20 protein-coding genes are annotated in these 26,622 nt (G+C 77.1%); 10 read left to right on the plus strand and 10 right to left on the minus strand.

What is annotated here, in order from left to right; genetic code table 11:
• Nucleotides 1–85: 85 nt before the first annotated feature.
• Nucleotides 86–541, minus strand: coding sequence for an ATP-binding protein (locus ACI8AB_RS11235; RefSeq protein ID WP_387991874.1), 456 nt, complete (start codon nucleotides 539–541; stop codon nucleotides 86–88).
• 113 nt (nucleotides 542–654) lie between these two features.
• The gene (locus ACI8AB_RS11240; protein WP_456950203.1) at nucleotides 655–2,337 is read right to left on the minus strand and encodes a SpoIIE family protein phosphatase; all 1,683 of its coding nucleotides are present in this window, start codon (nucleotides 2,335–2,337) and stop codon (nucleotides 655–657) included.
• Between the two features lie 171 nt (nucleotides 2,338–2,508).
• Between ACI8AB_RS11240 and ACI8AB_RS11245 the strand changes: the two genes are divergently transcribed.
• Nucleotides 2,509–4,281, plus strand: a complete 1,773-nt coding sequence (locus tag ACI8AB_RS11245; RefSeq protein ID WP_456950204.1) for a SpoIIE family protein phosphatase — start codon at nucleotides 2,509–2,511, stop codon at nucleotides 4,279–4,281.
• Here ACI8AB_RS11245 and ACI8AB_RS11250 read toward each other — a convergent pair whose 3' ends face one another.
• Nucleotides 4,282–5,205 (minus strand): alpha/beta fold hydrolase, encoded by a 924-nt coding sequence (locus ACI8AB_RS11250; RefSeq protein WP_456950205.1) that lies wholly within the window; start codon nucleotides 5,203–5,205, stop codon nucleotides 4,282–4,284. It lies immediately after the preceding gene.
• Between the two features lie 17 nt (nucleotides 5,206–5,222).
• On the minus strand, nucleotides 5,223–5,990 hold the full coding sequence (locus tag ACI8AB_RS11255) for a ZIP family metal transporter (protein WP_456950206.1): 768 nt from the start codon (nucleotides 5,988–5,990) through the stop codon (nucleotides 5,223–5,225).
• 137 nt (nucleotides 5,991–6,127) lie between these two features.
• On the opposite strand from ACI8AB_RS11255, the gene ACI8AB_RS11260 reads away from it, so the two are divergent.
• Nucleotides 6,128–7,003 carry an alpha/beta fold hydrolase gene (locus ACI8AB_RS11260; RefSeq protein WP_456950207.1) on the plus strand — a complete coding sequence of 292 codons (876 nt, stop codon included), beginning with the start codon at nucleotides 6,128–6,130 and terminating at the stop codon, nucleotides 7,001–7,003.
• On the opposite strand, the gene ACI8AB_RS11265 is transcribed toward ACI8AB_RS11260, so the two are convergent.
• Together ACI8AB_RS11265 and ACI8AB_RS11270 are read right to left on the minus strand one after the other, a co-directional pair.
• Entirely contained in the window at nucleotides 6,957–8,144 is a 1,188-nt protein-coding gene (locus ACI8AB_RS11265; RefSeq protein ID WP_456950208.1) for an AAA family ATPase, read from the minus strand. The two genes, ACI8AB_RS11260 and ACI8AB_RS11265, sit on opposite strands and share 47 nt — an antisense overlap.
• A gap of 54 nt (nucleotides 8,145–8,198) precedes the next feature.
• On the minus strand, nucleotides 8,199–8,798 hold the full coding sequence (locus ACI8AB_RS11270; RefSeq protein ID WP_456950209.1) for a TetR/AcrR family transcriptional regulator: 600 nt from the start codon (nucleotides 8,796–8,798) through the stop codon (nucleotides 8,199–8,201).
• Nucleotides 8,799–8,870: 72 nt separating this feature from the next.
• Between ACI8AB_RS11270 and ACI8AB_RS11275 the strand changes: the two genes are divergently transcribed.
• Together ACI8AB_RS11275 and ACI8AB_RS11280 are read left to right on the plus strand one after the other, a co-directional pair.
• Nucleotides 8,871–9,587, plus strand: a complete 717-nt coding sequence (locus ACI8AB_RS11275; RefSeq protein WP_456950210.1) for a GAP family protein — start codon at nucleotides 8,871–8,873, stop codon at nucleotides 9,585–9,587.
• Nucleotides 9,588–9,641: 54 nt separating this feature from the next.
• Nucleotides 9,642–10,025 (plus strand): nuclear transport factor 2 family protein, encoded by a 384-nt coding sequence (locus ACI8AB_RS11280; RefSeq protein WP_456950211.1) that lies wholly within the window; start codon nucleotides 9,642–9,644, stop codon nucleotides 10,023–10,025.
• Nucleotides 10,026–10,032: 7 nt separating this feature from the next.
• Here the strand turns inward: ACI8AB_RS11280 and ACI8AB_RS11285 are convergent, their stop codons facing one another.
• Entirely contained in the window at nucleotides 10,033–10,983 is a 951-nt protein-coding gene (locus ACI8AB_RS11285; protein ID WP_456950212.1) for a chemotaxis protein CheB, read from the minus strand.
• Nucleotides 10,984–11,131: 148 nt separating this feature from the next.
• Between ACI8AB_RS11285 and ACI8AB_RS11290 the strand changes: the two genes are divergently transcribed.
• The 5 genes from ACI8AB_RS11290 to ppk2 all read left to right on the plus strand — a co-directional run bounded on the left by ACI8AB_RS11290 (nucleotide 11,132) and on the right by ppk2 (nucleotide 20,069).
• Nucleotides 11,132–11,497: a phage holin family protein gene (locus ACI8AB_RS11290; protein ID WP_387991841.1), complete on the plus strand. Its 366-nt coding sequence runs from the start codon at nucleotides 11,132–11,134 to the stop codon at nucleotides 11,495–11,497.
• 181 nt (nucleotides 11,498–11,678) lie between these two features.
• Nucleotides 11,679–16,583, plus strand: a complete 4,905-nt coding sequence (locus ACI8AB_RS11295; protein ID WP_456950213.1) for an NAD-glutamate dehydrogenase — start codon at nucleotides 11,679–11,681, stop codon at nucleotides 16,581–16,583.
• A gap of 205 nt (nucleotides 16,584–16,788) precedes the next feature.
• The gene (locus ACI8AB_RS11300) at nucleotides 16,789–18,132 is read left to right on the plus strand and encodes an alkaline phosphatase (RefSeq protein WP_456950214.1); all 1,344 of its coding nucleotides are present in this window, start codon (nucleotides 16,789–16,791) and stop codon (nucleotides 18,130–18,132) included.
• A 164-nt stretch (nucleotides 18,133–18,296) separates the two neighbouring features.
• The gene (locus ACI8AB_RS11305; RefSeq protein ID WP_456950215.1) at nucleotides 18,297–18,995 is read left to right on the plus strand and encodes a hypothetical protein; all 699 of its coding nucleotides are present in this window, start codon (nucleotides 18,297–18,299) and stop codon (nucleotides 18,993–18,995) included.
• Between the two features lie 21 nt (nucleotides 18,996–19,016).
• The gene (gene ppk2 / locus ACI8AB_RS11310) at nucleotides 19,017–20,069 is read left to right on the plus strand and encodes a polyphosphate kinase 2 (protein ID WP_456950216.1); all 1,053 of its coding nucleotides are present in this window, start codon (nucleotides 19,017–19,019) and stop codon (nucleotides 20,067–20,069) included.
• Between the two features lie 60 nt (nucleotides 20,070–20,129).
• On the opposite strand, the gene ACI8AB_RS11315 is transcribed toward ppk2, so the two are convergent.
• Nucleotides 20,130–21,557 (minus strand): amidase, encoded by a 1,428-nt coding sequence (locus ACI8AB_RS11315; protein ID WP_456950217.1) that lies wholly within the window; start codon nucleotides 21,555–21,557, stop codon nucleotides 20,130–20,132.
• A 64-nt stretch (nucleotides 21,558–21,621) separates the two neighbouring features.
• On the opposite strand from ACI8AB_RS11315, the gene ACI8AB_RS11320 reads away from it, so the two are divergent.
• Nucleotides 21,622–23,331 (plus strand): DEAD/DEAH box helicase, encoded by a 1,710-nt coding sequence (locus tag ACI8AB_RS11320; protein WP_387991823.1) that lies wholly within the window; start codon nucleotides 21,622–21,624, stop codon nucleotides 23,329–23,331.
• A 9-nt stretch (nucleotides 23,332–23,340) separates the two neighbouring features.
• Here ACI8AB_RS11320 and ACI8AB_RS11325 read toward each other — a convergent pair whose 3' ends face one another.
• Nucleotides 23,341–23,790 (minus strand): iron chaperone, encoded by a 450-nt coding sequence (locus ACI8AB_RS11325; protein WP_387991820.1) that lies wholly within the window; start codon nucleotides 23,788–23,790, stop codon nucleotides 23,341–23,343.
• A gap of 197 nt (nucleotides 23,791–23,987) precedes the next feature.
• Complete coding sequence (locus tag ACI8AB_RS11330; RefSeq protein WP_456950218.1) at nucleotides 23,988–26,600, minus strand: SpoIIE family protein phosphatase; 2,613 nt, start codon at nucleotides 26,598–26,600, stop codon at nucleotides 23,988–23,990.
• Between the last annotated feature and the right edge of the window lie 22 nt (nucleotides 26,601–26,622).

Consider the following 26,622-nt stretch of genomic DNA (forward strand, 5'->3'; position numbering starts at 1 on the left):
GGGACCCGGCCGGGAGCGCCCGCACCGGCTGCCCCGGGGCGGCGCAGGGACCGCCCTCCCCGCCGCCCCGGGCGCGCCCACGTCCTCAGGAGGCGGTGGCCGCGCACTCCTCGAAGGTCGTCGGCAGGCAGGCCCACACGTGCTTGCAGCCGTCGTCGACGTACCAGCCGTGGGCCACCGACAGCCGGGCCACCAGGTAGAGACCCAGCCCGCCCTGCGCGGGGTCCCGGCCGACCGCGGGCGCCGGCATGGTGTCGGGGTCGCGGTCGCTCACGTCGAGCAGCCAGCCGCCGGAGCCGGCCACCACGGTCGCGACGACCGGCGAGACGCCGTGCCGCAGCGCGTTGGAGGCCAGCTCGTCGAAGGCCAGGATCATCCGGTCGGTGGCCGGGTCGTCGTCCCGCGGGAAGCCGACGCTGCTGAGGTGGTCGCGCAGGCCGGCCCGTGCGGCGGGCAGCTCGGCGAGGCCCCTCAGGTCCCGGCGCCACAGCTCGCCGCGCCCGTCGGGCAGCGGGCGCAGCGGCCAGGTCAGTCGGCCCATGACCTCTTCTCCGTCGTCGTCCTGTTGCTCGGACGATGACTCGGTGCCCAGCCGGCCGGCGGCCCAACCCTGCCGGCGCCCACCTGCCTCCGCGGGGTGAGCCGGATCTCGGCTCAGCCCGTCCCGACGCGCACCGCGAGCAGCGCGACGTCGTCCTCGGGCGGGCCCGGCACCAGGCGGGCGAGCAGCTCGTCGCACAGCTGCGGCAGCGGCCGGCCGGCGAGCCCGGCCAGCACGTCGTGCAGGCGGGCGGTGTCCGCGTCGAGCGTGCTGCCGCGCCGCTCCACCAGCCCGTCGGTGTGCAGCAGCGCCGTCGTCCCCGGGACCAGGGCGACCGCCGACTCGCGCCGCTCGGCCGTCGCGTCCACGCCCAGCGCCAGGTCGCCGATCGGGTCGCCGTGGTCGAGCGCGACGACCCGGCCGCCGGGCAGGAGCAGCACCGGGGGCGGGTGCCCGGCGTTGGCCCACCGCAGCCGCCGGCCGCCGTCCTCCAGCCGGGCGACCGCGGCCGTGGCCAGCGTCTCCGGGTGCATGTCCGCCATGGCCTCGTCCAGGCCGTGCAGCACCTCCGCGGGGCCGGCGCCGCGGGCGTGCGCGATCCCCCGCAGCAGGCCGCGCAGCTGGCCCATCGTCGCCGCGGCCGCGGTGTCGTGGCCGACGACGTCGCCGATCGCCACGACCGGGTCGCCGGTGGGGGAGGAGAAGGCGTCGTACCAGTCCCCGCCCACCCGGGCCGCCTCGGCCGCCGGCAGGTACCGCACGGCGACCTCCAGGCCGGGGAACGACGGCGGGTCGGTGAGCAGGCTGCGCTGCAGCGCCTCGGCCAGCTGGATCTGCCGGCTCTGCCGCCCGACCCGGTCCACCGCGCGGCCGGCCTGCACCGCGACCGCCCGCGCGGTGGCGAGGTCGGCCTCGCCCAGCGTGCGGCCGGTGTCGAGGTAGAGGGTGAGCACGCCGACGGTCCGCGACTCGGCGGGCAGGGGGAGGACCACCACCGACTCCGCGCGCAGGCCGCGCAGCATCTCGCGCGCGTCCTCGTCGGTCATGTCCTCCAGGACGTCGGCGACGGAGGTGGCCAGCGGCGTGCCCGCGCGCAGTGCCTGCGCCACGGGGGAGGACGGCGACATGCGCTCCAGCCGCACCCGGGTGTAGCGGGCCAGCAGCTCGCGGCGCTCGCGGTCGGCGTGCCAGGAGCCGACGTCGCGGGCGCGGCCCTCCCGGTCGACGACGGTGACCACGCAGCCGTCGGTCAGCACCGGCACCACCAGCCGCGCCAGCCGGCCCAGCGCCGAGACGCCGTCGAGCGCACCGGAGAGCTCCCCGCTGACCCGCACCAGCAGGGTCGCGCGGGCCGCGGCGCGGTCGGCCTGCTCCTGCACCGCGCGCCGCGCGGTGACGTCGGTGACCGTCACCGCGAGCCCCTCGGGCCCGGGCAGGGCCCGCACCTCGTACCAGCCGTCCCCGGCGGCGACGGTCACCGGCTCGCCGGTGACGGCGGCCTCGGAGCAGGCCTGGGCCAGGACGTGGCCGGTGCCGCCGGGCACGCCGTCGTCCAGCGGCCGGCCGGTCAGCTCGGCGGCGGTGCCGCCCAGCAGCCGCGCCGCGGCGGCGTTGAGCCAGGTCAGCCGGCCGGCCGGGTCGAGCGCCAGGACGGCGGCCGGCAGGCGGTCCGCCAGGGCGGCGAGGGCCACGGGGTCGGGCAGCCGGCAGGCGAGGGGCACGGTCGCCCGGTGCTGCGCGTCCTGCCGCCACCCCGCTCCCGGACCGGCGGGCGGGTCCGGCAGCGGACCGGCCATGCCCGCACCTCCTCGCCGGCCGTCCGCACCGGCGGACGGGTGCCGGACGCCACGGGCCGGCCCCGATCGTTCCGCGCCCTGGCCGCGCTGCCAACGGGTCCGCGCCGGACCGTTCCCCACGACGAGGGACCGCAGGCGGGCCGGCCGCCGGGGATGGGGCAGCATGGCCCCATGACCCCGGACGGCGCCGCTCCGCCGCCCCGTGACCTGCTCGTCCAGGCCGTGGAGGGCATGGACCGGCCGCTGCTCGTGCTCGACGACGACTGGCGGTTCCGCTACGTCAACCCGGCCGGCGCCGCGGTCCTCGAGCGCACCGTCGCGGGGCTGCAGGGCCGGGGCATCTGGGAGGAGTTCCCGGAGGCGGTCGGGGGACCGTTCGAGGAGCTGTACCGGCACGTCCGCGAGACCGGCGAGTCCGGTTCCACCGAGGCGTTCTTCCCCCCGCTGGGGCGGTGGTTCCGCGCCGACGCGTTCCTCACCGGGGCCGGCCTGGTGGTCACCTACGACGACGTCACGCAGCGCCGGCGCACCGAGGAGGAGCGCGCCGCGGCCGTCGCGGCCCGCGAGTCCGCCGCCGCGGAGGCGGCCGCGGCCGCGGCGCGGGCCGAGGTGTCGGCCCGCCACCTGGTGCTGCTCGGCGACATCAGCCAGGCGATGACGTCGACCACCGACGTCGACGAGGCCGTCGCCCGGTTCGCGGACCTGGTCGTGCCCCTGCTGGCCGACTGGTGCCTGGTCAGCGTCGTCGACCCCGACGGCACCCGCCGCGACGTCGGCCGCGCGCACAGCGACCCGGCGATGGTGCCGGCGATGCACCGCTACGCCGACCTGCGGGTGCGCAGCAACCGGCCCACCGCCCCGGTGCCCACGGCGCTGGCCAGCGGGCGGCCGGTGGTCCTCCCGCAGGTCACCGACGACGACGTCCGGGTGATGGTCGCCGACGAGGCCAGCCGCGAGGCGCTGGCGCCGCTGCGGGTGTCCGCCGTCGCCACCTTCCCGCTGCTCGCCCGCGGCGAGGTGTTCGGCGCGTTCACGCTGGTCAACGGGCCCGAGCGGGGCCCGCACACCGACGTCGAGCTGCGCACCGCCGAGATCGCCTCCCGGCGGGCCGCGCTGGCGCTGGACAACGCCCGGCTGGCCAGCGCCGCCCAGCAGGTGGCCGAGCGGATGCAGCACAGTCTGCTGTCCCCGCCGGTGCAGCCCGACCACCTCGAGCTCGCCGTCCGCTACCGGCCCGCCACCCGCGGGGTGTCCATCGGCGGCGACTGGTACGACGCGTTCCTGCAGCCCGACGGCGACACCGTGCTGGTGATCGGCGACGTCATGGGCCACGACATCGAGGCCGCCGCGGCCATGGGGCAGGTCAAGACGCTGGTCCGCGCGATCGCCTTCGACCGGCTGGAGGAGCCCGCGGGGGTGCTGCGGCGGGTCGACCACGCCCTGGTCGGCCTCGCCGTGCCCGCGATGGCCACCGCGCTGGTGTGCCGGGTCGAGCAGACCCCGGCCGAGGCGGCCGTGGGACTGCGCCGGCTGCGCTGGGCCACGGCCGGCCACCCCGAGCCGATGCTGCTGCTGCCCGACGGGACCGTCCGCGACCTCTCCGCGCCGGTCGGCCCGCCGCTGGGCATCGGCTGGCGCGGCCCCCGCGCCGACGGGCACGACGTCATCCCGGCGGACAGCACGCTGCTGCTGTTCACCGACGGGCTGTTCGAGCGGCGTGGCGTGCCGCTCGACGAGAGCCGCGAGGAGCTCCGCCGGCTGGTCGAGGCCGCGGCCGGCTCGTCGCTGGCCGACCTGTGCGACGGGCTGCTGGCCAGCATGCTCGGCGACGGCGCCGAGGACGACGTCGCGGTGCTCGCCGTCCGGGCGCACCCGGTGGGCGGGGAGCGCCCGGCCGAGGCCGGGCCCGAGGTGCTGCCCCCGCTGCTCGGCCACCCCGCCTGATCAGGTCCGGGCGGCGGCCGCCCGGACCTCGTCCGCGATCGCCGCGACGCCCTCCTCGGCCCACAGCACCGAGTAGTGGTTGGTGCCGGGCACCTCGCGCGCGGTGATGCCGGCCGGCTCCAGCCCGAGCGAGGACAGGCGCACCTCGTCGTAGAGGCCGGGCGTCTGGTCGAGCAGGCCGCGCGTGGCCCACAGCAGGGTGGCGGGCACTGGCAGGGCGGTGGTGGCCTCCAGCACGCGCTCGTTGAGCAGCACGTCCCCGCCGTCGACGCGGACCGCCTCGGGCACGCAGGCGCTGCGCAGCGGCGGCCCGCCGGGGGCGAGGTCGCGGGCGAGGTAGGCGGCCACCGAGGGCACGTCCACCCACGGGCCGACGGCGGGGTGCCGCGCCCAGAACGCGCGCACGGCGGCGACGTCGGGGAACGACGTCGACAGCCGGTCCAGCGACGGGCCCAGGACGGCGGAGAGCATCGCGTCGGCGTCGGCGCCCGGGGGCTGGGGGAGGGCCAGCCCGCCGTCGACCAGGACCAGGCCGTGCACCTCGTCGCGGGCGGGGCCGGCCGCGGCCATCGCGGCCACGAACGCGCCCATCGAGTGGCCGACGAGCACCGTGGCGTCGGCCCCGGCGTCGTCGTCGGCGCCGAACCGGTCGAGCAGGGTGGCGACGTCCCGGGCGTGCCGCTCCAGGCCGTAGGGGCCGGGCAGCCCGGCCGAGCCCGCCCGCCCGCGCAGGTCGGGGGCGACGACCTCGAACTCACCGGCCAGCGCGGCCGCCACGCGGGCCCAGGCCATCGCGTTGGCGGTGATGCCGTGGACCAGCACGGCGATGGGGGAGCCGGGGGCGTCGGCGGCCCAGTGCAGGGCGGACAGCTCGCCGCCGTCGACGGGGACGCTGATCTGGACGGGGTCGCGTGCCTCTGCCACGGGCCCACCCTGCCCGCTCACGCGCCGAGCCGCTCGATCGCGAAGGCGACGAGGAACCCCGCGGTGGTGATCAGGCCGGTCCAGGTGCGGGTCCGCTCGAAGGCCTCCGGGATCATCGTGTCGGCGATCATCGTGAGGATGGCGCCGGCGGCGACGGCGGTGATGACGGCGATGGCCTCGGGCGGGGCGCCGCCCAGGGCGGCGTACCCGACCAGCGCGGCCAGGCCGCTGGCCACCGCGATGCCGCCCCAGACCCCGAAGACGTAGCCGGCCGACCGTCCGCCGGCCTTCATGCCGGCGGCACTGGACAGGCCCTCGGGCACGTTGGAGATGACGACCGCCGCCAGGACCGGCGCGCTCACCGCGCCGCCGCCGAGCAGGCCGAGCCCCAGGACGACCGACTCCGGGACGCCGTCGAGCAGCGCGCCGACGGCGATCGCGGCGCCACTGCCGCCCTGCTCGCCCTCCGACGGCTGCTGCTCGCTCCCCGCCCCGCCCGACCGCTTGCGGTGCCGGGCGCCGCGCCGGGCCAGCGCCGCGTTCGCGGCGAGGTAGGCGACCGCGCCGCCGAGGAAGCCGATCGCGGTGGGGCCCAGCCCGCCGGTGTCGGCGGCCTCCTCCACCAGGTCGAAGGCGACGGCGGAGATGAGCACACCCGAGCCGAACGCCATGACCGAGGCGATCACCGCCTGCGGCACCCGCACGAACCAGGCGACCAGCGCCCCGAGCACCAGGGCGGCGCCGCCCAGCAGACCCCACAGACCGGCTTCGACGACGTCGGGCACGGGATGCTCCTGCCCCCGGTTGCGCGCAGCAACCGTCCGGGCGGCAGAAACGCCCACTCCTGCCGCATCCGACCGGCCCGCGGGGAGGGCTCCGCCCCTACCGTGGCCGTGCGGGGGGACGGCTCCGGGGAGGCCCCGTGTCCGGGACGACGCAGACCCTCCGCCCGCGCACCGTGACCCTCCCGGGCGGGCTGCGGCTGGAGACCGTGGAGCAGGGGGACCCCGGCGGGCCGGTCGTCGTCCTCGTCCACGGCTGGCCCGACTCCTGGTTCTCCTGGAGCCGCGTCCTCGCGCACCTGGACCCGCGGCTGCACGCCGTCGCCTACAGCCAGCGCGGGTTCGGCGGGTCCGACCACCCGCGGGCCGGCTACGCGATGGACCGGCTCGCCGAGGACCTGGTGGCCCTGTGCGAGGTCCTCGGCATCGGGCGCGCGCACCTGGTGGGTCACTCCCACGGCAGCTTCGTGGTGCGGCGGGTGGCGGAGGAGCACCCCGGGCTGGTCGACCGGATGGTGCTCGTCGACTCGGCCGACCGGGTGGGCGGGCGGCTGGCCGCGGAGGTGCGGGCGGCGATCGCCGACCTGCCCGACGACGTCCCCGAGGGCTTCGTGCGGGAGTTCGCCGCGAGCGCGGTGTACCGGCCGGTGGAGCCGGCGTTCTTCGACGCGCTGGTCGCGGAGGGCCGCCGGGCGCCGGGGTGGGTCTACCGGGACGCCTGGGAGGAGATGGTCGCCGTCGACGACCGCGACCGCCTCGGGGCCGTGACCGCGCCGACGCTGCTGGTGTGGGGCGACCGCGACGCGCTGTTCGACCGCGGGCAGCAGGACCGGCTCCTGGCCGCGCTCCCCGACGCCCGGCTGCGCGTCCACGAGGGCACCGGCCACTGCCCGAACTGGGAGTGCCCGCCGGCCCTCGCCGCCGACCTGGACGCCTTCCTCCTGCCCGGCCGACGCGACACCCGGGCCGCTAGTCCGGGTGGCGCAGCAGGTAGCGGCCGAAGTGGGGGACGGTGAAGGCGATCTGCCCCCGCTCGGCGGAGTAGACCAGCCCCTTCTTGATCAGCGAGTCGCGCGCCGGCGACAGCGACGCCGGCTTGCGGCCCAGCGTCGCGGCCACCTCCGACGTCGCCACCGGGGCGCCGGCCGGACCCCCGAGCTCGGCCATCGCGTGCATGTACTCGCGCTCGGCCGGGGTGGCGCGGTCGTACCGGGAGCCGAAGAACCCGACCGCCAGCTCGGCCTCGGCGACCGGCGCGGCCATCGCGACGTCGTCGGCGGTGACGGGGGAGGCCGCCGCGACGTCCCAGGTGACCTTGCCGTAGGCCTGCACGAAGTACGGGTAGCCGTCGGCGGCCGCGTAGAGGGCGTCGAGGGCGGCCGGCTCGAAGGTGACCTCCTCGCGCTCGGCGGGCGCCAGCAGCGCGCGGTCGGCGGCGGGCCGGTCCAGCCGGTCGATGCGCAGGTAGCGGAACAGGCGCTCGGAGTAGCTCTTCGACGCCGACAGCACCGCCGGCAGGTGGGGGAGGCCGGCGCCGACGACGATCAGCGGCGCGCCCTGCTGCGACAGCTCGTGGCAGGCCGCGCAGATGGCCGAGACGTCGGGGGCCTGCACGTCCTGCATCTCGTCGATGAACAGCGCGACGCCCCTGCCGACGTCCGCGGCCAGCCCGGCGGCGTCGCTGAGCAGCTCGACCAGGTCGATCTCCATGTCGCCGGAGTCGGCCCGGCCGGTGGTGGCGGGCACGTCGATGCCCGGCTGCCAGCGGTCCCGCAGCCTCGCGTCGGACGGGGCCAGCCGCTGGGCGAATGCCTTCAGCGTCCCGAGGACGGCGTCCATCGACTCCTGGTCGGGGTGGCGCAGCTCGCGCAGCGCCATGTGCAGCGCCGAGGAGACCGGCCGGCGCAGCGACTGGTCCGGTCGCGCCTCGATCTTGCCGGTGCCCCAGCCGCGGCCGATCGCCGCCGACCGCAGCTGGTTGAGCAGCACCGTCTTGCCCACGCCGCGCAGCCCGGTGAGCACCAGCGACCGCTCGGGCCGGCCGCGGGCGATCCGCTCCAGGACGACGTCGAAGGCCGACAGCTCGTCGTCGCGGCCGGCGAGCTCCGGCGGGCGCTGCCCGGCGCCAGGGGCGTAGGGGTTCCGGACGGGGTCCACGTCGAGCACCGTATGGCCCCGTCTAGCCCCCGCCGTAGAGATCGGTAGAAGCGGCTAGGGCGTGTCGCCCAGGGAGCGCAGGTGTGCCGCCAGCACCTCCCGGGCCCGGTCCGGCGGGAGCGTGGACGGCCGGGTCACGGCGTGCACGGCCAGGCCGTCGAGGACCGCGTACAGCCGCTCGGCCTCCAGGTCGGGGTCCAGGTCGGATCGGGCCTCCCCGGCCGCGACCAGGGCCCGCACGGCGTGGGCGCAGAAGGCGCGCAGGTCGGCGGCCGACCGGTCGCGCAGCTCGGCCAGGCGGGGGTCGACCAGGGCGCGCGCGGTGAGCGCCAGCCAGACCTCCGTCTCGGCGCGCCGTTCCTCGTCGAGGGGGAGGGTCTCCTCCAGCACCCGCAGCAGGCTCGGCACCAGGGGCCCGCCGGCGGCCGCGACCGCCTCCGCCCGTTCCCGGGCGCGCTCGATCACGAGGGTCATCGCGAAGTGCAGGAGCTCGTCCTGGGTGGCGAACCAGTGCCGCAGCGAGCCCGTCGACGTGCCGGCCTCCCGGGCGACGTTGCGCACCGAGGCGCCCGAGACGCCGTCGCGCCGGATGACCCGCCAGACGGCCTCGGCGAGCTGCCTCCGGCGCACGGTGGCGTCCACGGTCCTGGGCACGGCCTCGTTCTAGCACGACTGTGCTACGTTGGCAGAACAGCACAGGTGTGCTGCCAAGACACCGGAGGAGCCGTGGACGTCGCCCTGTTGCTGCCACTGGCCGGCCTGGCCCTGGTGGACAGCACCAGCGTCGGCACGCTCGTCCTCCCGCTGTGGCTGCTGCTGGCCCCCGGCCGGGTGCGGGTGGCCAGGGTGCTGCTCTTCCTCGGCACGGTGGCCGGCGCGTACCTGCTGCTCGGGATCGCGCTCGTCCTCGGTGCCGGGGTGCTGCTGGAACCGCTCGGCGCAGCCCTGCAGAGCACGGCCGGCCGCGTCGCCGAGCTCGTCGTGGGGGCCGTCCTGGTCCTGCTCGGGCTGACCGTGGAGCCGTGGACGCGGGAGGGCAAGGAGCGGCGGCGCGCTGCGCGGGCGGCCCGGGGACCGGGGCGGCTGGGCCGGTGGCGCGACCGGGCCCGGGGCGACGGCCCGCCCGGAGCGGTCGTCGTCCTCGCCGTCACCGCGGTGGGGATCGAGGCGGCCTCGATGCTGCCCTACCTCGCCGCGATCGCCCTGCTCGTGACGTCGGCACCGGGTCCGGCGGCGACGCTGGCCCTGCTCGCGGGCTACTGCCTGCTCATGGTCCTGCCGGCGCTGGTCCTGCTGGCCCTCCGCACGGCGCTGCACGACCGGCTCACGCCCGTCCTGGCCCGGATCGAGGGCCGGCTGTCGCGCGCCTCGGGTGAGGTGGTGGCCTGGGTGCTGTTCCTGCTCGGCCTCTACCTGGTCGCCGACGCCCTGCCGCTCACCTGACGACGTCGGCCGGGGGCTGGACGTCGGGCACCTGCGCGGGCCAGGGTCGGGCACATGGAGACCCACACGGAGACCGAGGTGCAGACCGAGCTCCTCGCCCTGGAGCGGCGGGGCTGGGACGCCCTGTGCGACGCGACCGGCGGGGACTTCTACGGCGAGGTGATGGCTGACGACGGCCTGATGGTGCTCGCGGACGGGACGGTGATGGACCGCGCCGCCGTCGTCGCCGCCCTGGGAGCCTCCCCGCCGTGGCTGCGCTACGAGCTGGGCGACGTCCGGCTGGTGCGCGCCGGCGCGGACGCGGCGGCGCTGGTCTACACCGGCCGGGCCTGGCGGCACGAGCAGGAGCCGCCGTTCACCGGGGCGATGAGCAGCCTGTACGTCCGCGACGGCGACCGCTGGCGGCTCGCGCTCTACACGCAGACGCCCGCGCGCTGACCGCCGGTCAGCCGTCGCCGGCCTCGCCGCGGACCTGGGCGGCGCGCGCCTCCGCCCGCTCGGCCGCGCGCAGGTGCTCGTCCTGCCCGTCGGTGCCGAGCTCGGCCAGCCGCCGGTGCACCGACGCGATCTCCAGCAGCTTGGACGCGGCGTTGTAGACCGCGCCCTCGACGGCCTGGCGCTGCGCCTCGAGCAGGCTCTGCGCCGACCACGCGTGGCCGACGTGGCAGGCCCAGCTCACCGACCCGTCGGCGGCGCTCTCGAACATGCCGCCCTGGCACTCGGGGCAGCCGAGGGCGGCGGGGACCCCCCGGTCGGTGACGGCTGTCGGTCCGCCGGTCATCTGCGGACTCCTCTCGTCGGACGGGGCGCCGGCGGCGGGCGCCGGGGGGAGGGGGGCGCGGACGAGCTCGGCGACCAGCGGCCCGAGCTCGGCGGTGGGGGCCGCGCGGGCGCGGCGTACGACGGCCAGTGCCGCCCGGGGCATCGCGGACACGCGCGCCTCGCCGGGGTCCTGCACCAGCACGTGGCCGTCCTGCGCCGCGACCGCGGCCGCGCCGAGGGCGCCGTCGTCGAGCGCGCCGGACAGGACGACGGCGACCACGCCGGCGCCGTGGGAGACGGCGGCGCTGCGGAACAGCACGTCGACCGCCGGCCGCTGCCGGTTGACCCGCGGCCCCCGGGTGAGGTGCACCCGGCCGTCGCGCACGACCAGGTGCCGGTCGGGCGGTGCGACGACGACCTGCCGCGGCACCAGGACCCCGCCCTCCGGAGGGTGCCGCACGGGCAGCGGACCGGCCCGGGACAGCAGATCCGGCAGCCGGCTCTCGCCGGTGGGGGACAGGTGCAGGACGACGGCGACGGCGGCCGGCAGGTCGGCGGGCAGCGCCGCCAGCAGCTGCCGCAGGGGGTCCATGCCCCCCGCGGACGCACCCACGACCACCAGTCGGTCCACCACGGTGCACCTCCTCACCGTCCGCAGTGCCCACACGGACGCGCCCGCACGCACGTCGAGGCCGGTCTACCGCTCTCTAGCGCGGACGCCAGAGAGCGGTAGAGGTGTGCAGAACCAGGGGACTGCCAGGCCCGGCCACTAGCGTGGACGCGTGATCAGGTTCGCGCTCAAGGTCGTCGTCATGGCCCTGGCCTTCTACGGCCTCACGCGGCTGCTGCCGGGCATCCAGATCGACGGCAACGAGAACGGGGCGCTCGGCGTCAGCGGCACCTTCCTCTGGGTGGCGCTGCTGTTCGCCGTCGTCAACGCGGTGGTCGGGCCGATCCTGCGGTTCCTGTCCTTCCCGGCGATCCTGCTGAGCCTCGGCCTGTTCCTCCTGGTCGTGAACGCCGCGCTGCTCGGCCTCACCGCCGCGCTGTCGGACCGGCTCTCGGTCGACGGCTTCGGCACCGCGATCCTGGGCGGGCTCGTCCTCGCCGTCGTCGGCTGGGCCGCCGACCAGCTCCTGGACCGCTAGAGCAAGGACCCCGCTGCCCCCCACCGCTCGCAGGCTCGCGGCGGGCCCCTGCAGCGGGGCCGTTCCAGCACGTCACCTGGCTCGCGGCGGGCTCCTGCAGCGGGGCCGTTCCAGCACGTCACCCCGCCGGGCGGCCGCGTCGCGCTGACGAGGTGGCGCGGGCGGGTTAGCGTCGCCGGACATGAGCACCACCGGCGTGGACACCGTCGTCCCCGACCGACCGGAGGACGACGTCCCGCCGGGACTGGTCGCCCTCGAGGCCGCCAACGAGGAGAAGCGGGCCCTGCTCGCCGAGGCCGCGCGCGCCGCCGCCGACGACGCCGACGGCGGGCCCGACCTGCCCGCCGGGTGCGGCACCGCGGACCTCCCGGCCCTGCTGCAGCGCTACTACTGGAGCGAGCCGGCCGCCGAGGTCCTCGGGCACGACCCGGCCGACCTCGCCGGGCTGGCGCTGCGCCACCTCCGGCTGGCCGGCGTCCGGGCGCAGGGCGCGGCCACCGTCGTCGTCGAGCGGCTGGGCGACGGGCGCGGGCTGCTGCTCGTCGTCACCGACGACATGCCCTTCCTCGTCGACTCGGTGACCGCCGAGGTGGTCCGGCAGGGCGTGGGGCTGCAGCACGTCGTGCACCCCGTGGTCGTGGTCCGGCGGGACGTCTCCGGCGTGCTGCGGGCCTTCTGCGACAGCCCCGGCACGGCCGTGGCCCGCTGCGGCCCCGACGCGCTGGCCGAGTCGTGGATGGCCGCCGTCCTGGACGGCCCGCTCGACGACGAGGCCGCCGGTGACCTGGTCGCCGGGCTGCGCACCGTGCTCGCCGACGTCCGCGCCGTCGACGAGGACGCCCCGCGCACCGCCGCCCGCGCGCTGGAGCTGGCCACCCGGCTGGAGGAGCGCGGCAGCGCCGACACCGCCGACCCCGCCGACGACCCCGCCGAGGCCGCGGCCCTGCTGCGCTGGCTGGCCGACGGCAACTTCGTGTTCCTCGGTGCCCGCGAGGTCGAGGTCGGGACCGCCGTGCGCGCCGTCCCCGGCACCGGCCTGGGCGTCCTGCGCAGCGACACCGGGACCGCGCTGCCGGAGGCCGCCGGCCCGCTGGGCCCGGCGCTGCTGACGGTCACCAAGGCCGACATCCGCTCGACGGTGCACCGCCGCGCCTGGCTGGACCTGGTCGCGGTGACCGAGCCCGCCGACGGCGACCGCCCCGCCCGCCAGCACCGGCTGGTCGGGCTGTTCCCCTCCGCGGCCGCGGCGGCCAACGTCCGCGACGTGCCGCTGGTGCGCCGGCGCGTCGCCGAGGTGGTCGAGGGCTCCGGCGTGCCGGCCGACAGCCACACCGGCAAGACGCTGGTCGACGTCCTGGACACCCTGCCGCGCGACGAGCTGTTCCAGGCGCCGGCCGCCGAGCTGCTGCCGGTGGCGCTGGCCGTGCTCTACCTGCAGGAGCGCCGGCAGACCCGGCTGTTCCTCCGCCTCGACCCCTACGGCCGGTTCTGGTCCGCGCTGGTCTACCTGCCGCGCGACCGCTACACGACCGAGGTCCGCCTGGCGATGCAGCGGCTGCTGCTGTCCCGCCTGGGCGGCCGGGACATCGAGTTCACCGCCCGCTCCACCGAGTCGGTGCTGGCCCGGCTGCACTTCGTCGTCCGGCTGCCGGTGGGCCGGGGCGGGACGCCGGCGCTGCCCGACGTCGACGCCGAGGCGCTGCAGCAGGAGCTCGCGGCCGTCGCCCGCAGCTGGACCGACGACCTGTCCGACGCCCTGGCCGAGCGGTACGGCCCGGACGGCGACCAGGTCCTCGCCCGCATCGCCGACGCCTTCCCGGCCGCCTACCAGGAGGACTTCCCGGCGGCGACGGCCGTCGAGGACCTCGCCCGCCTCGACGCGCTGCCGCCCGGCGAGCTCGGCCTGCGGCTGCGCCGACCGCGCGGTGCCGACGCCACCGAGCCGCGGCTGACCGTCTACCGGGTGGGGGAGCGGCTGCTGCTGTCCGACGTGCTGCCGGTGCTGCAGCACATGGGCGTCGACGTCGTCGACGAGCGGCCCTACGAGATCGACCGGATCGGCGCCCCGCCGGCCTGGATCTACGACTTCGGGCTGACCGCCCCCGGCGGGGAGCTGCCCTTCCCCGGCTCGCTGCCCGAGCGGTTCACCGAGGCGGTCGCCGCGGTGTGGCGCGGTGACGCCGAGGACGACGGCCTGGGCGCGCTGGTGCTGCTGGCCGGGCTCAACTGGCGGCAGGTGACGGTCGTGCGCGCCTACGTGCAGTGGCTGCGCCAGGCCGGGCTGCCCTTCGGCCAGCGGTACGTGGAGACGACGCTGGCTGCCCACCCCGACGTCGTCGCGCGGCTGGTGGCGCTGTTCGAGACCCGGTTCTCGCCCGGGCGCGAGGCCGGCCGGGCCACCCGCCAGGAGGCGCTGGCCGCGTCGCTGCGCGAGGCCATCGGCCGGGTCGACACCCTCGACGCCGACCGTGTGCTCACCAGCCTGCTGGCCGCCGTCCTCGCCACCCAGCGCACCACCTACTACGCGGGCGGGCCGCTGGCGATCAAGCTCGACTGCCGGACGGTCCCCGACCTGCCCGAGCCGCGCCCGGCCCGCGAGGTGTTCGTCAGCTCCCCGCGGGTGATGGGCGTGCACCTGCGGTTCGGCGCGGTGGCCCGCGGCGGGCTGCGCTGGTCCGACCGCCGCGAGGACCTGCGCACCGAGGTCCTGGGCCTGGTCAAGGCGCAGATGGTGAAGAACACCGTCATCGTGCCCACCGGCGCCAAGGGCGGGTTCGTCGTCCGCACCCCCCCACCGGAGGGCGCCTCCCGCGAGGAGGTCCTGGCCGAGGGCCAGGCCTGCTACCGGCTGTTCATCGGCGCGCTGCTGTCGCTCACCGACGACCTGGTGGGCGGGAAGGTCGTGCCCCCGGAGCGGGTGGTCCGCCACGACGGCGACGACGCCTACCTCGTCGTCGCCGCGGACAAGGGGACGGCGACCTTCTCCGACATCGCCAACGCCGTCGCGCTCGAGCGCGGGTTCTGGCTCGGCGACGCCTTCGCCTCCGGCGGCTCGGTCGGCTACGACCACAAGGCCATGGGCATCACCGCCCGCGGCGCCTGGGAGTCGGTGACCCGCCACTTCCGCGAGCTCGGCGTCGACGTGCAGAGCCAGGAGTTCACCGTCGTCGGCATCGGCGACATGAGCGGCGACGTCTTCGGCAACGGGATGCTGCTGTCGGAGCACATCCGGCTGGTGGCCGCCTTCGACCACCGCCACGTGTTCGTCGACCCCACCCCCGACGCCGCGACGTCCTACGCCGAGCGCCGGCGGCTGTTCGACCTGCCCCGCTCGTCGTGGGCCGACTACGACCCCGCGCTGATCAGCGCGGGCGGCGGCGTGTGGCCGCGGACGGCCAAGGCGATCCCGGTCAGCGAGCCGGTGCGGGCCGCGCTCGGCCTCGACGCCGACGTCGACACGCTCTCCCCGGTGGAGCTCGTCCGCGCGGTGCTGCTCGCCCCGGTGGACCTGCTGTTCAACGGCGGCATCGGCACCTACGTCAAGGCCGCCCCCGAGAGCCACCTCGACGTCGGCGACAAGGCCAACGACGCCGTCCGGGTCGACGGCTCCCAGCTGCGCGTGCGCGTGGTGGGGGAGGGCGGCAACCTCGGCCTCACCCAGCGCGGGCGGGTGGAGTACGCGCTGGCCGGCGGCCGGGTGAACACCGACGCCATCGACAACTCCGCGGGCGTGGACACCTCCGACCACGAGGTGAACATCAAGATCGCGCTCAACGAGGTGGTGGAGGCCGGCGTGCTCGCCGCCGACGGCCGCGCCGCGCTGCTGGCCGACATGACCGAGGAGGTCGCGGCGGCCGTCCTCACCGACAACCACGCGCAGAACGCCGCGCTCGCCGTCGAGGTGACCTCCGCGCGCAGCCTGCTCGACGCGCACGAGCGGTTCATCCGGGCGCTGGAGCGGTCGGGGCGGCTGGTCCGCACGGTCGAGGCGCTGCCCGACGACCGGGCGCTCGCCCAGCGGCGCCGCGACGGGCACGCGCTGACCAGCCCGGAGCTGTCGGTGCTGCTGGCCTACGCCAAGCTCGAGGCGGGCGACGCCGTCCTCGGCTCCGACCTGCCCGACGACCCCGCCCTGGCCCGGCTGTTGCGCGAGTACTTCCCGGCCCCGCTGCGCGAGCGGTTCCCCGACGCGGTCGAGGCCCACCCGCTGCGCCGGGAGATCATCGCCACCGCGCTGACCAACCGGGCCGTCAACACCGCCGGCGTGACCGGGCTGTTCCGGCTGGCCGAGGAGAGCGGGCTCGACCTCGCCGCCGTCGTCCGGGCGCACGCGGTGGCCCGCGCGGTGTTCGACGTCGACCGGCTGTGGGACGCCGTCCGGCCGCTGGACAACCGGGTGCCCGCGCCGGTGCAGGTGGAGCTGCGCACCGAGGCGACCCGGCTGGCCGAGCGGGCGGCCCGGTGGCTGCTGCGGCTGCCCGAGATCGGCGCGCACCCCGCGGCGGGGATCGCCGCCCTCACCGAGCGGTTCGCCGGCCCCGTGGCGGCGGTGCGGGCCGGTCTGCCGGGCTGGCTGCTGGGCCACGAGGCCGCCGCCTACGCCGAGCGGGCGCGGCGGCTGCAGGCCGCGGGCGTGCCGGCCGGGCTGGCGGGCGAGCTGGCGGCCGCGCCGCTGCTGCCGACGGCCCTCGACCTGGCCGTCGTCGCCGAGCGCACCGGCGCGCCGATCGAGCTGGCCGGGCGGGTCACCGAGGAGCTGGCCGAGCGGCTGGCGCTGGTGCCGCTGCGGGAGCTCGTGACGGCGCTGCCCCGGGACCGGCGCTGGCCGTCGATGGCCCGCGCGGCGCTGCGCGACGACCTGGCCGCCGAGCAGGCCGAGCTCGCCGTCGAGGTGCTGGCCGGGCGGGGGAGCGGGAACGACGCCTCCCCCGATGCCACGACCCTGGTCGCGGGCTGGGTGGAGGGCTGGGACCCCGCCCAGCGGCGGGCCGCGGCCCAGCTCGCGGACATCGCCGCCGGCGACCGGCACGACCTGCCCGAGCTGCTGGTCGCCGTCCGGACCCTGCGGGGCCTGCGCCGCCGCTGACCACCGGCGCCGCCACCGGGCGCGGCTGGGAGGCGGCTGTGCGGTCGCTGTGAGGGGTCGGTCCGTCACGGTCCGACCGGACCGGCCGCGACCCGGAACGCCGGTGGTGCGCCGCCTGCGCGAGTGGCCCGGGTCACGTCCCACGGTGGGGCGTCCCCCGGGCGGTGCGACCGGTCGCCGGGGGCCCGGCGACGAGAGGACGACCATGACCGACCCGAGGACAGGACGGCGGCTGCGGACGGCCACCGTGGTGGCGGTGGCCGGCGGCACGCTCGCGCTGCTGCCGCTGACGGGGGCGTTCGCCGGTGGGGGCGGATCCGCGCACGGCGGCGGAGGGCACGGCGGCGGCCACGCGGACGGGCACCCGCGCAGCGTCATCTTCATCACCGGCGACGGCATGGGCGCCGCCCACCGCGAGGCCGCCCGGCTCGACCAGGTCGGCTTCGACGGGCAGCTGGCGATGGACTCGCTGCCGATCGCCGGCCTGCAGACCACCGACGCGCGGGACCCGGAGGACACGGTCACCGACTCCGCGGCCGGGGCGTCGGCCTGGGCCACCGGCGTGAAGACCTACAACGGGGCGATCAGCGTCGACGTCGACGGCGAGCCGCTGCCGACCGTCGGGCAGCAGGTGGAGGACGCGGGCCTGGCCGGCGGCATCGTGACCACCGCGCAGGTCACCGACGCCAGCCCCGCGGCGTTCTTCGCCAACAGCACCGACCGTGCCGCGCAGGACGACATCGCCCGCCAGTACCTGGAGCGCAGCCGGCCCGAGGTGGTCCTCGGCGGCGGCGAGGACTGGTGGCTGCCCGCCGGCGACGAGGGCACCCACCCGCCGCGCACCGGCGACACGGAGGACCCGGAGGTGTCCCGCAGCACCCACGGCGACCTGGTCGCGCGGGCGCAGGCGCAGGGCTACGAGTACGTGAGCACCGCCGAGGAGTTCGCCGCCGCCGGCTCCGGCCCGCTGCTCGGGCTGTTCGCCAACGAGGAGATGTTCCAGCAGCGGCCCGAGGGCGAGGGCGACGAGTTCGACCCCGCCGTGTCGCTCGCCGACATGACCACCAAGGCCCTCGACGTCCTCTCCCAGGACGAGGACGGCTTCTTCCTCCTCGTCGAGGAGGAGGCCGTCGACGAGATGGCGCACAACGACAACGGCACCCGCGTGCTCGAGGCCATGCGGTCCCTCGACGCGGCCGTCGCGGTGGCCCGGGCGTACGTGGCCGAGCACCCGGACACGCTGCTGGTCGTGACCGGCGACCACGAGACCGGTGGGCTCGCCGTCGAGGACGTCGACCCCGAGGACGAGAGCGGCCCGGGCGGGACCCTCGACCCGTCGATCGCGGGCGACACGGAGTCCGGCGAGGACGGCCCGTTCGCCGTCGCCGGCACCGGGGGCGCCCACGACTTCGCCCTCGACTGGACGACGACCGCGCACACCGGCGTCCCGACCGTCGTCACCGCGGAGGGCCCGGGCAGCGAGGACCTGACCGGCTACTACCCGAACACCCACCTGTACGACGTCGTGACGTCGGTGCTGTTCGACTGAGCGCACCACCCCGGGGCCCGGGGCCGGCGCACCGCCGGTCCCGGGCCCCGGCCGTGGCGGGGTTCCCCGGGCCGTCGCGGGATCTCCGCACCGGCGTCACCCGGCGGACACCCGGGGCACCGACCCTGGCGCGCGGATCCCCGTCCCGGAACCTGGAGGGCCCCGTGGACCACGGCACCCCGTCCCCCGCCCGCACCGCGTTGACCCCGGTGCTCGCCCGCACCGCCGTCCGCGCCGCCACCGCGACCTGGGGCGGCGCGCGCCGGCAGCAGCGGCTGCGGGTGTGCACCGCCGCCGACCTGCTCCTGGCGCGGGGCCTGCGCGTGCGGGTGGTCAACCCGGCGCTCGCCTGGCCGCGCGGCCCCCGGCTCGTCGTCGCCAACGCCGCCGGCTGGACCGACGTCCTCGCGCTGGCCACCGTCGTCCCCGGCACCCCGGTGGTCGACGCCGCGCTGGCCGGCACCCCGCTGCTGCGCGCGCTCGCCCGCCGCGGCGGGCTGCTGGTCGACGACGGCAGCGGCGCCGTCCGCGCCGGGGTCACGGCCCTGCTGCGCGCCGGGGGCACGGTCACCGCGCACCCCGGCGGCCCGGCGGAGGGGGACGACCCCGGCCGGTTCCGCGCCCTCGCGCTCGCCCCCGCCGTCGACGCGCAGGCCGCCGTCTGCCCGGTCGCCGTCCGCGAGGTGGACGGCGGCGTCGTCGAGGTCCACCTGCTGCCCGCCCTCGCGCCCGGCCGCGACGCGCGGGCGCTGGCCGCGCTCGCCGAGTACGCCGTCGCGCACGTGCTCGAGAGCGGGGCGCCCGCCCTGTCGCGCCCCGGGCGTGCCCGGTCCAGGGTGGGGTACGGCCGGTCCCGGACGTGACCGACCCGGGAGGGGGACCCCGTGCAGCCCGACACCGCCGTCGACCGCGATGCCGCGCAGGAAGAGGCCGTGCAGGACGAGGCCGTGCAGGACCGGGGAGGGGACCCTCCCGGCACCACCGAGGCGCCGAAGGAGGCCGAGGTCCTCGACCTGAGCCGCTGGCGGCTCAACGCCCTGCCCGACGAGGACAGCGACGAGGACTGGGACGACGACCGCGAGCTGTTCGACCCCGAGGGGCGGCGGGTCGAGACCTGGCGCGAGGGCTACCCCTACACCGAGCGCATGGAGCGCCGGGAGTACGAGATCGAGAAGCGCCGCCTGCAGATCGAGCTGCTGCACATGCAGAGCTGGGTGAAGGAGACCGGGCAGAAGCTGGTCATCGTCTTCGAGGGGCGGGACGCCGCGGGCAAGGGCGGCACGATCAAGCGGTTCACCGAGCACCTCAACCCGCGCGGGGCGCGCGTCGTGGCGCTGGACAAGCCCTCCGAGCGCGAGCAGACGCAGTGGTACTTCCAGCGCTACGTGCAGCACCTGCCCGCGGCCGGCGAGATCGTGATGTTCGACCGGTCCTGGTACAACCGCGCCGGCGTCGAGCGGGTGATGGGCTACTGCACCGACGAGCAGTACCGGCAGTTCCTGCAGGACGCGCCGGAGTTCGAGCGGATGCTCGTCGACAGCGGCATCCTGCTGTTCAAGCTCTGGTTCTCGGTGTCCCGCGGGGAGCAGCGCAGCCGCTTCGTCGTGCGGCAGATCGACCCGGTGCGGCAGTGGAAGCTCTCGCCCACCGACCTCGCCAGCCTCGGCAAGTGGGACGCCTACACCGAGGCGAAGGAGGCGATGTTCCTCCACACCGACACGCAGCACGCGCCGTGGACGGTCATCAAGAGCAACGACAAGAAGCGCGCCCGGCTCGAGGCGATGCGGCACGTGCTGTGCCGGCTGGACTACGACGACAAGGACTGCGACGTCGTCGGGGACCCCGACCCGCTGATCGTCGGCTCGGCCGCCGACGTGCTGGAGGAGTCCTCCGACACCCCCATCGCCCCGCCGCCACCCCGGGCGGTCCGTCGCTGAGGCCGTCGCTGCCCTCGTCTATGGCTCTCTAGCGCCGGGGCCAGAGAGCCGCAGACGGCGTCAGAGCGCGGGCAGGCGGGGCGTCCCGAGCACCTGCTCGAGCGCGGCGGCCACCTCCAGCAGGCGCAGGTCGGCCCGCGGCGCGGCGACCACCTGCAGGCCCACCGGCAGGCCGTCGCCGGTGTACCCGCCGGGCAGCGACAGCGCCGGGCACCCGGTGGCCGAGACCAGCGTGCAGGAGCGCATCCAGCCCAGGTAGTCCGCCTGCGGCACGCCCGCGACCTCGGTGGGGTACTCCTGCTCCACCGGGAACGGCAGCACCTGGGTGGTCGGCGCCAGCAGCACGTCGAAGCGGTCGAAGAAGCCGACCACCTGCTCGTGCAGCCGGGTGTGCGCGAGCTCGGCCCGGGCGACGTCGGCCCCGCTGAGCGCCGCCCCGCGCGCGGCGTTGCGCCGGATGGCCTCCTTCACCTGCTCCGGCGAGCGGCGCACCACCTCGCCGTAGGTGGCCTCGAACAGCCAGGCCCGCAGGGTGCCGAACACCTCGTCGGCCTCGCGCAGGTCGGGGCAGGCCTCCTCGACGACGGCGCCCTGCGCCTCGAGCAGCCGCGGCACCCCCGCCAGCGCGCCCGTGACCTCCGGCTCGACCGGCACCAGCCCGCCGAGGTCCGGCGTCCAGGCCACCCGCAGGCCGGGCAGCTCCGCCGGGCGCGGCGCGGCGAACGACGCGCCGTCCTCGGACAGCGCGATCGGCACCCGCGGGTCGGGCCCGGCGATCGCCGACAGCGTCAGCGCGACGTCACCGACCGTGCGGCCCATCGGCCCCTGCACCGACAGCGTCGCCCAGCCCAGCCCGGCGGGCCAGGTCGGCACCCGCCCGGGCGTGGGCCGCAGCCCGACGACGCCGCAGAGCGCCGCCGGGTTGCGCAGCGAGCCGCCCATGTCGCTGCCCTCGGCCACCGGCACCAGCCCCGCGGCGAGCGCGGCCGCCGCGCCGCCGCTGGACCCGCCGGCCGACAGCCCGCGCCGCCACGGGTTGTGCGTGGCGCCGAAGAGCGGGTTGAACGTGTGCGAGCCGGCCGCGAACTCCGGCACGTTGGTCTTGCCCACCCGGACCGCGCCGGCCCGGCGCAGCCGCTCGACGACGAGCTCGTCGCGCGCCGGGACGGTGTCCGCGTGCAGCGGCGAGCCCCAGGTGGTCCGCATGCCGCTGGTGGCGTGGGTGTCCTTGTGCGCCACCGGCAGGCCGTGCAGCGGGCCGACCTCCTCCCCGGCCGCCAGCGCGGCGTCGGCGGCGTCGGCCGCGGCCCGGGCGCCCTCGGCGTCCAGGGTGACGATCGCGTTGACCTGCGGGTCGATCCGCTCGATGCGCGCCAGGTGCGCCTCCAGCAGCTCGCGCGCCGAGACCTCCTTCCCGCGCACGAGCGCGGCCAGCTCGGTGGCCGGGAGCAGGCAGAGGTCGTCGTCGACGGCGGGTGCGGGGGTCACCGGGGGAGGGTGCCACGCCGGGGTGCCGTGCCGGGGGTGGGCCACCGTGCCGGACACTGGGCGGGTGGACGGCGAGGACACCCAGCAGCAGGCCGACGAGACGGTTGCCCCCGACGGCGGGACCTTCGCCGACCTCGGCCTGCGGCCGGAGCTCCTGGCGGCGCTGTCGCGCCTCGGCTACGAGGAGCCGACCCCGATCCAGCGCGAGGCGGTGCCGCCGATGGTCGCCGGCCGCGACCTGCTCGGCCAGGCCGCCACCGGCACCGGCAAGACCGCCGCCTACGCGCTGCCGGTGCTCCAGCGGCTGCCCGACGACCGCCCCGGCGGCGACCCGCTGGCCCTGGTCCTGGTGCCCACCCGCGAGCTGGCCATCCAGGTGTCGGAGGCGCTGCACCGCTACGGCCGCGACCTCGGCGCCCGGGTGGTGCCGGTCTACGGCGGCCAGCCGATCCCGCGGCAGCTGCGGGCGCTGGAGGCCGGGGTGGACGTCGTCGTCGCCACCCCCGGGCGGGCGCTGGACCTGCTGCAGCGGGGCAGCCTGCACCTGGGCGGCGTCGCCACCGTGGTGCTCGACGAGGCCGACGAGATGCTCGACATGGGCTTCGCCGAGGACCTCGAGGCGCTGCTGGACGAGGTGCCCGAGGAGCGGCAGACGGTGCTCTTCAGCGCCACGATGCCGCGCCGGCTCGACAGCATGGCCCGCCGCCACCTGCGCGACCCCCTGCGCATCCAGGTCGCCCGCGAGGTGCCGGTGGCGGGTGAGGCGCCGCGGGTCCGGCAGACGGCGTTCGTCGTCGCCCGGGCGGCCAAGCCGGCGGCGCTGGGCCGGGTCCTCGACGTCGAGAGCCCGACGGCGGCCATCGTCTTCTGCCGCACCCGCGACGAGGTCGACGACCTCACCGAGACGCTCAACGGCCGCGGCTACCGCGCCGAGGCGCTGCACGGCGGGATGAGCCAGGAGCAGCGGGACCGGGTGATGGGCCGGCTGCGGTCGGGCACCGCGGAGCTGCTGGTGGCCACCGACGTCGCCGCCCGCGGGCTGGACGTCGAGCAGCTCACCCACGTCGTCAACTACGACGTCCCGGCCGCGGCGGAGACCTACGTGCACCGCATCGGCCGGGTCGGCCGCGCCGGCCGCGAGGGCGTGGCGATCACGCTGGTCGAGCCGCGGGCCCACCGGATGCTCAAGACGATCGAGCGGGTCACCGGCGCGCCGATCCACGTGGAACGCGTCCCCACGGTCGCCGACCTGCGGGCCCGCCGGCTGGAGCTGACCCGCGCCGCGCTGCGGGAGAGCCTGCTTGGCGACGACCTCGAGCGGTTCCGCGCCGTCGTCGAGACCCTCACCGACGAGTTCGACGTCGTGGAGGTGGCCCTGGCGGCGGTCAAGCTCGCCCACGAGGCCACCACCGGCCCGGACGACGACGAGGAGATCCCCGAGGTCACCCTGCGCCCGGAGCGCCCGCGGCGGGACGGCGACCGCGGTGACCGGGGCCAGGGCCGCCCGCCGCGCTCCCGGTCGGGCGGCGGGGACACCGAGCGGGTGTTCATCGGCGCCGGCCGCAGCGCCGGCGTCCGCCCGGGCGACCTGGTCGGCGCGATCGCGGGGGAGACCGGGCTGCGCGGCCGCGACGTCGGCGCGATCGAGATCGCCGAGCGGTTCAGCCTGGTCGAGGTGCCCGCCGCCGCCGCCGAGGAGGTCGTCACCGCGCTGCGCGCCAGCACGGTCAAGGGCCGGAAGGTGACCGTCCGCCGGGACAGGCAGCGGGAGTGACGGACCCGGTCAGGCGGTGGCGGTCCGCACCAGCGCGGTGACCCGCTCCTCCACCTCGGGACTCCAGCCCGTCAGCGCGAACGACACCGGCCAGAGGTCGCCGTCGTCGAGCCTCGCGGGGTCGTTGAAGCCGAGGGTCGCGTAGCGGGAGCCGAACTTGCCGGCGTCCTGGAAGAAGACGACGACCTTGCCGTCCGCGTCGGCGTAGGCGGGCATGCCGTACCAGGTCCTGGGGGCCAGGTGAGGGGCGTGCGTGGTGACCACCACGTGCACCCGCTCGGCGAGCGCCCGGTCCCCGGGGTCCATGGCCGCGATCCGGTCCAGGACGGCCTGCAGGCCGTCGGCCCGCTTCGCGCCCCTCCTCCCCTCGGCGCGCAGCTCGGCGGCGCGCTCCTTCATCGCGGCGCGCTCCTCGGCGGTGAAGCCGGTGGACTCCTGCTCGACGTCCTCCGTGGGCATCTCCAGCTCCCTCGGTGCTCTGCGGGGTCGTGTGCCACCGACGCTAGGGAGGGGCGGGTGCCGGGGGCTTCTCGATTCCTGACCGGATCCGGCGCCGGGCCTGCGCGGGACGAGCGCGGGGCCGGCGGGCCCTCCGGACCGCCGAGGGCCCGCCGGAGTGCACAGCCTCGCCGGAGTGCTCGGCCTCGCCGGAGTGCTCAGCGCAGCGTCGGGCTCGCCGGGTCCTCGGGGACGACGTCGGGCACCCGGTTGGGGCCGGCGTCGGGTGGGCGCGGCCGGTCCTGCGGGTGCAGCCGGACCGCGACGAGCGCGACGTCGTCCTCGGGCCGGCCGTCCACCAGCCGGTACAGCACCTCGTCGAGCAGGTCGTCCAGCCGCTGCCCGGCGAGCTCCCGCAGCGCCTCGCGCAGCCGGGCCATGCCGGCGTCGAGGTCGGCGTCGCGGCGTTCGATGAGCCCGTCGGTGAACAGCAGCACGGTGGCGCCACGGTCGAGGGTGACCACCGACTCCTCGCGGCGGGCGTCCGGGTCGACGCCGAGCAGCAGGTCGCCGCGCCAGGTGGCCAGCTCGGCCACGCTGCCGTCGGGGTTGATGACCAGCGGCGGCAGGTGCCCGGCGTTGGCCCAGCGCATCCGGGTGACGCCACGCTCCCGCTCGTCCTGGGTCTGCTCGAAGCGGGCCACGGTGGCGGTGGCGAGGACGCGGGTCTGCAGCACGGCCATCGAGGCGTCCAGGCCGCGCAGCACCTCGCCGGGGCCGGCGTCGCTGTAGGTGGCGATGCCCCGCAGCAGGGCCCGCAGCTGCCCCATCGCGGCCGCGGCCTCGGTGTCGTGGCCGACGACGTCGCCGATGACCAGCATCGTCGCGCCGCCGGGCTGCAGGAACGCGTCGTACCAGTCCCCGCCGACCCGCGCGGCCTCGGCGGCCGGCAGGTAGCGGACGGCGATCTGGGCGTGGTCGGGCTCGGGCGGCTCGGTGAGCAGGCTGCGCTGCAGCCCCTCGGCGAGCGCCCGCTGCTGGCCGTAGAGGCGGGCGTTGTCCAGCGCCAGGCCGGCCCGGTCGGCGACGTCCTGGGCGGTGGCCAGGTCCTCGTCGCGCGGCGTCCAGCCCGCCCGCCAGTACAGCGTCATGACGCCGAGCGTGCGGTCGCGGCCGCGCAGCGGGATCGCGATCGCCGACTCGGGGGCCAGCGCGGTCAGCAGGTCGCGGGCGTCGCCCTCGGTGAGCAGGTCGCGCACGGCCTCGCCGCGCTCCATCACCGGCTCGCCGGTGAGCAGGGCGCGCATCAGCGGCGCGGTCGCCGGCATCGCGTCGAGCCGGACCGCGGCGTAGCGCTCCACCAGGGCGCGCTGCGAGGGGACGGCGTGCCAGTGCCCGACGTCGCGCGGGCGGCCGTCGGGGTCGACGACGGTGACGATGCACCAGTCGGCCAGCGCCGGGACCACCAGCCGCGGCAGGTGCCCGGTCGCGGTCTGGGCGTCGAGCGCGCCGGCGAGCTCGGCGCTGACCTGGGCCAGCAGGGCCAGCCGCTGGGCGGCGCGCTCGGCGCGGTCCTGCACGCGGCGGCGCTCGGTGACCTCGAGGAAGTAGACCGACAGTCCCTCGGGGCTGGGCCAGGCGCGCAGCTCGTACCAGCCGTTGAGCGGCGCCGGGTAGTGCGCGTCGAACTGCACCGGCGTCCCGGTGCGCACGGCGGCGCGGTAGTTCTCCTCGAACGCGCTGGCGACCGCGGCCGGGAACGCCGTCCACAGCTCCTGGCCGATCAGCTCCTCGCGGCTGCGGCCCAGCAACCGCTCGGCCTCGGCGTTGACGTGCGTGAACCGCCACTCGCGGTCCAGGGAGTAGAAGCCGGCCGGCATGGCCTCGAGCACGCGGGTGACCCGCATGCCCGCGGCCCGCTCGGCGGTGGTGTCGTAGGCGGCGCCGAGCACGCGGGTCGCCGCGCCGCGCTCGTCGGCCAGCGTGCGACCGCGGGCCTGCACCCAGCGGGTCTCGCCGCCCGGCCAGACCACGCGGTACTCGGCCTCGTAGTCGCCGCGGCTGTCGATGCTGGCCTGCAACGCGTCCGTGACCCGCGGCAGGTCGTCGGGGTGGACCCGCGCGTTGAAGTCCTCGATGGTGCCGCCGAACTCCTCGGGCGCGTACCCGAACATCTCGACCAGCCGCGCGTCCCAGGTCAGCTCCCCGGTGACCAGGTCCCAGTCGAACGTGCCGATCCCGGCGGCGTCGATGGCCAGGCCCCAGCGCAGCCGGTCGCTCTCGTACTCGGTGCGCAGCGCCGCGAGCTCCAGCTCCGTGACGGCGGCCGCGGCGAGCTGGCGCAGGGTGGCGACGTCGGTGTCCGACCACGACCGCGGGGCGGGGGCGACGACGCACAGGACGCCGACCGTGTGGCCGGCGGAGTCGACCAGCGGGACGCCGAGGTAGGCGCCCACGGCCCCGGCGACCACCTGCGGCAGCTCGGCCGCGCGGGGCTCGGCGTGGGCGTCGGGCACGACGAGGGGCGCGCGGTCGGCGGCGGCGACGGCGCAGGCGGTCGTCTCGAGCGGGACCTCGCTGCCGACCGTGCCCGGCGGCAGCCCGGCGCCGCTGACGACCACCTGGACGTCGTCGAGGAGGGACAGCTGGGCGACCGGGGCGCCGACCAGCCGGGCGGCGAGCTCGGCGAGGCGGTCGAGGACGACGCTGGCGTCATGCAGCCGCAACCGGCGCGCGGCCTCGGTGCGTGGGCGGTCGGCCTTGAGCAGTTCGGCGGCGTCGCGCAGACCCGGGACGTGCGGCTCCCCGAGGAGCCCAGACGTGTCGTCCACCGAAACCCTTCGCCCGGCTCGC

The organism is Geodermatophilus sp. SYSU D00698 (assembly GCF_054050335.1).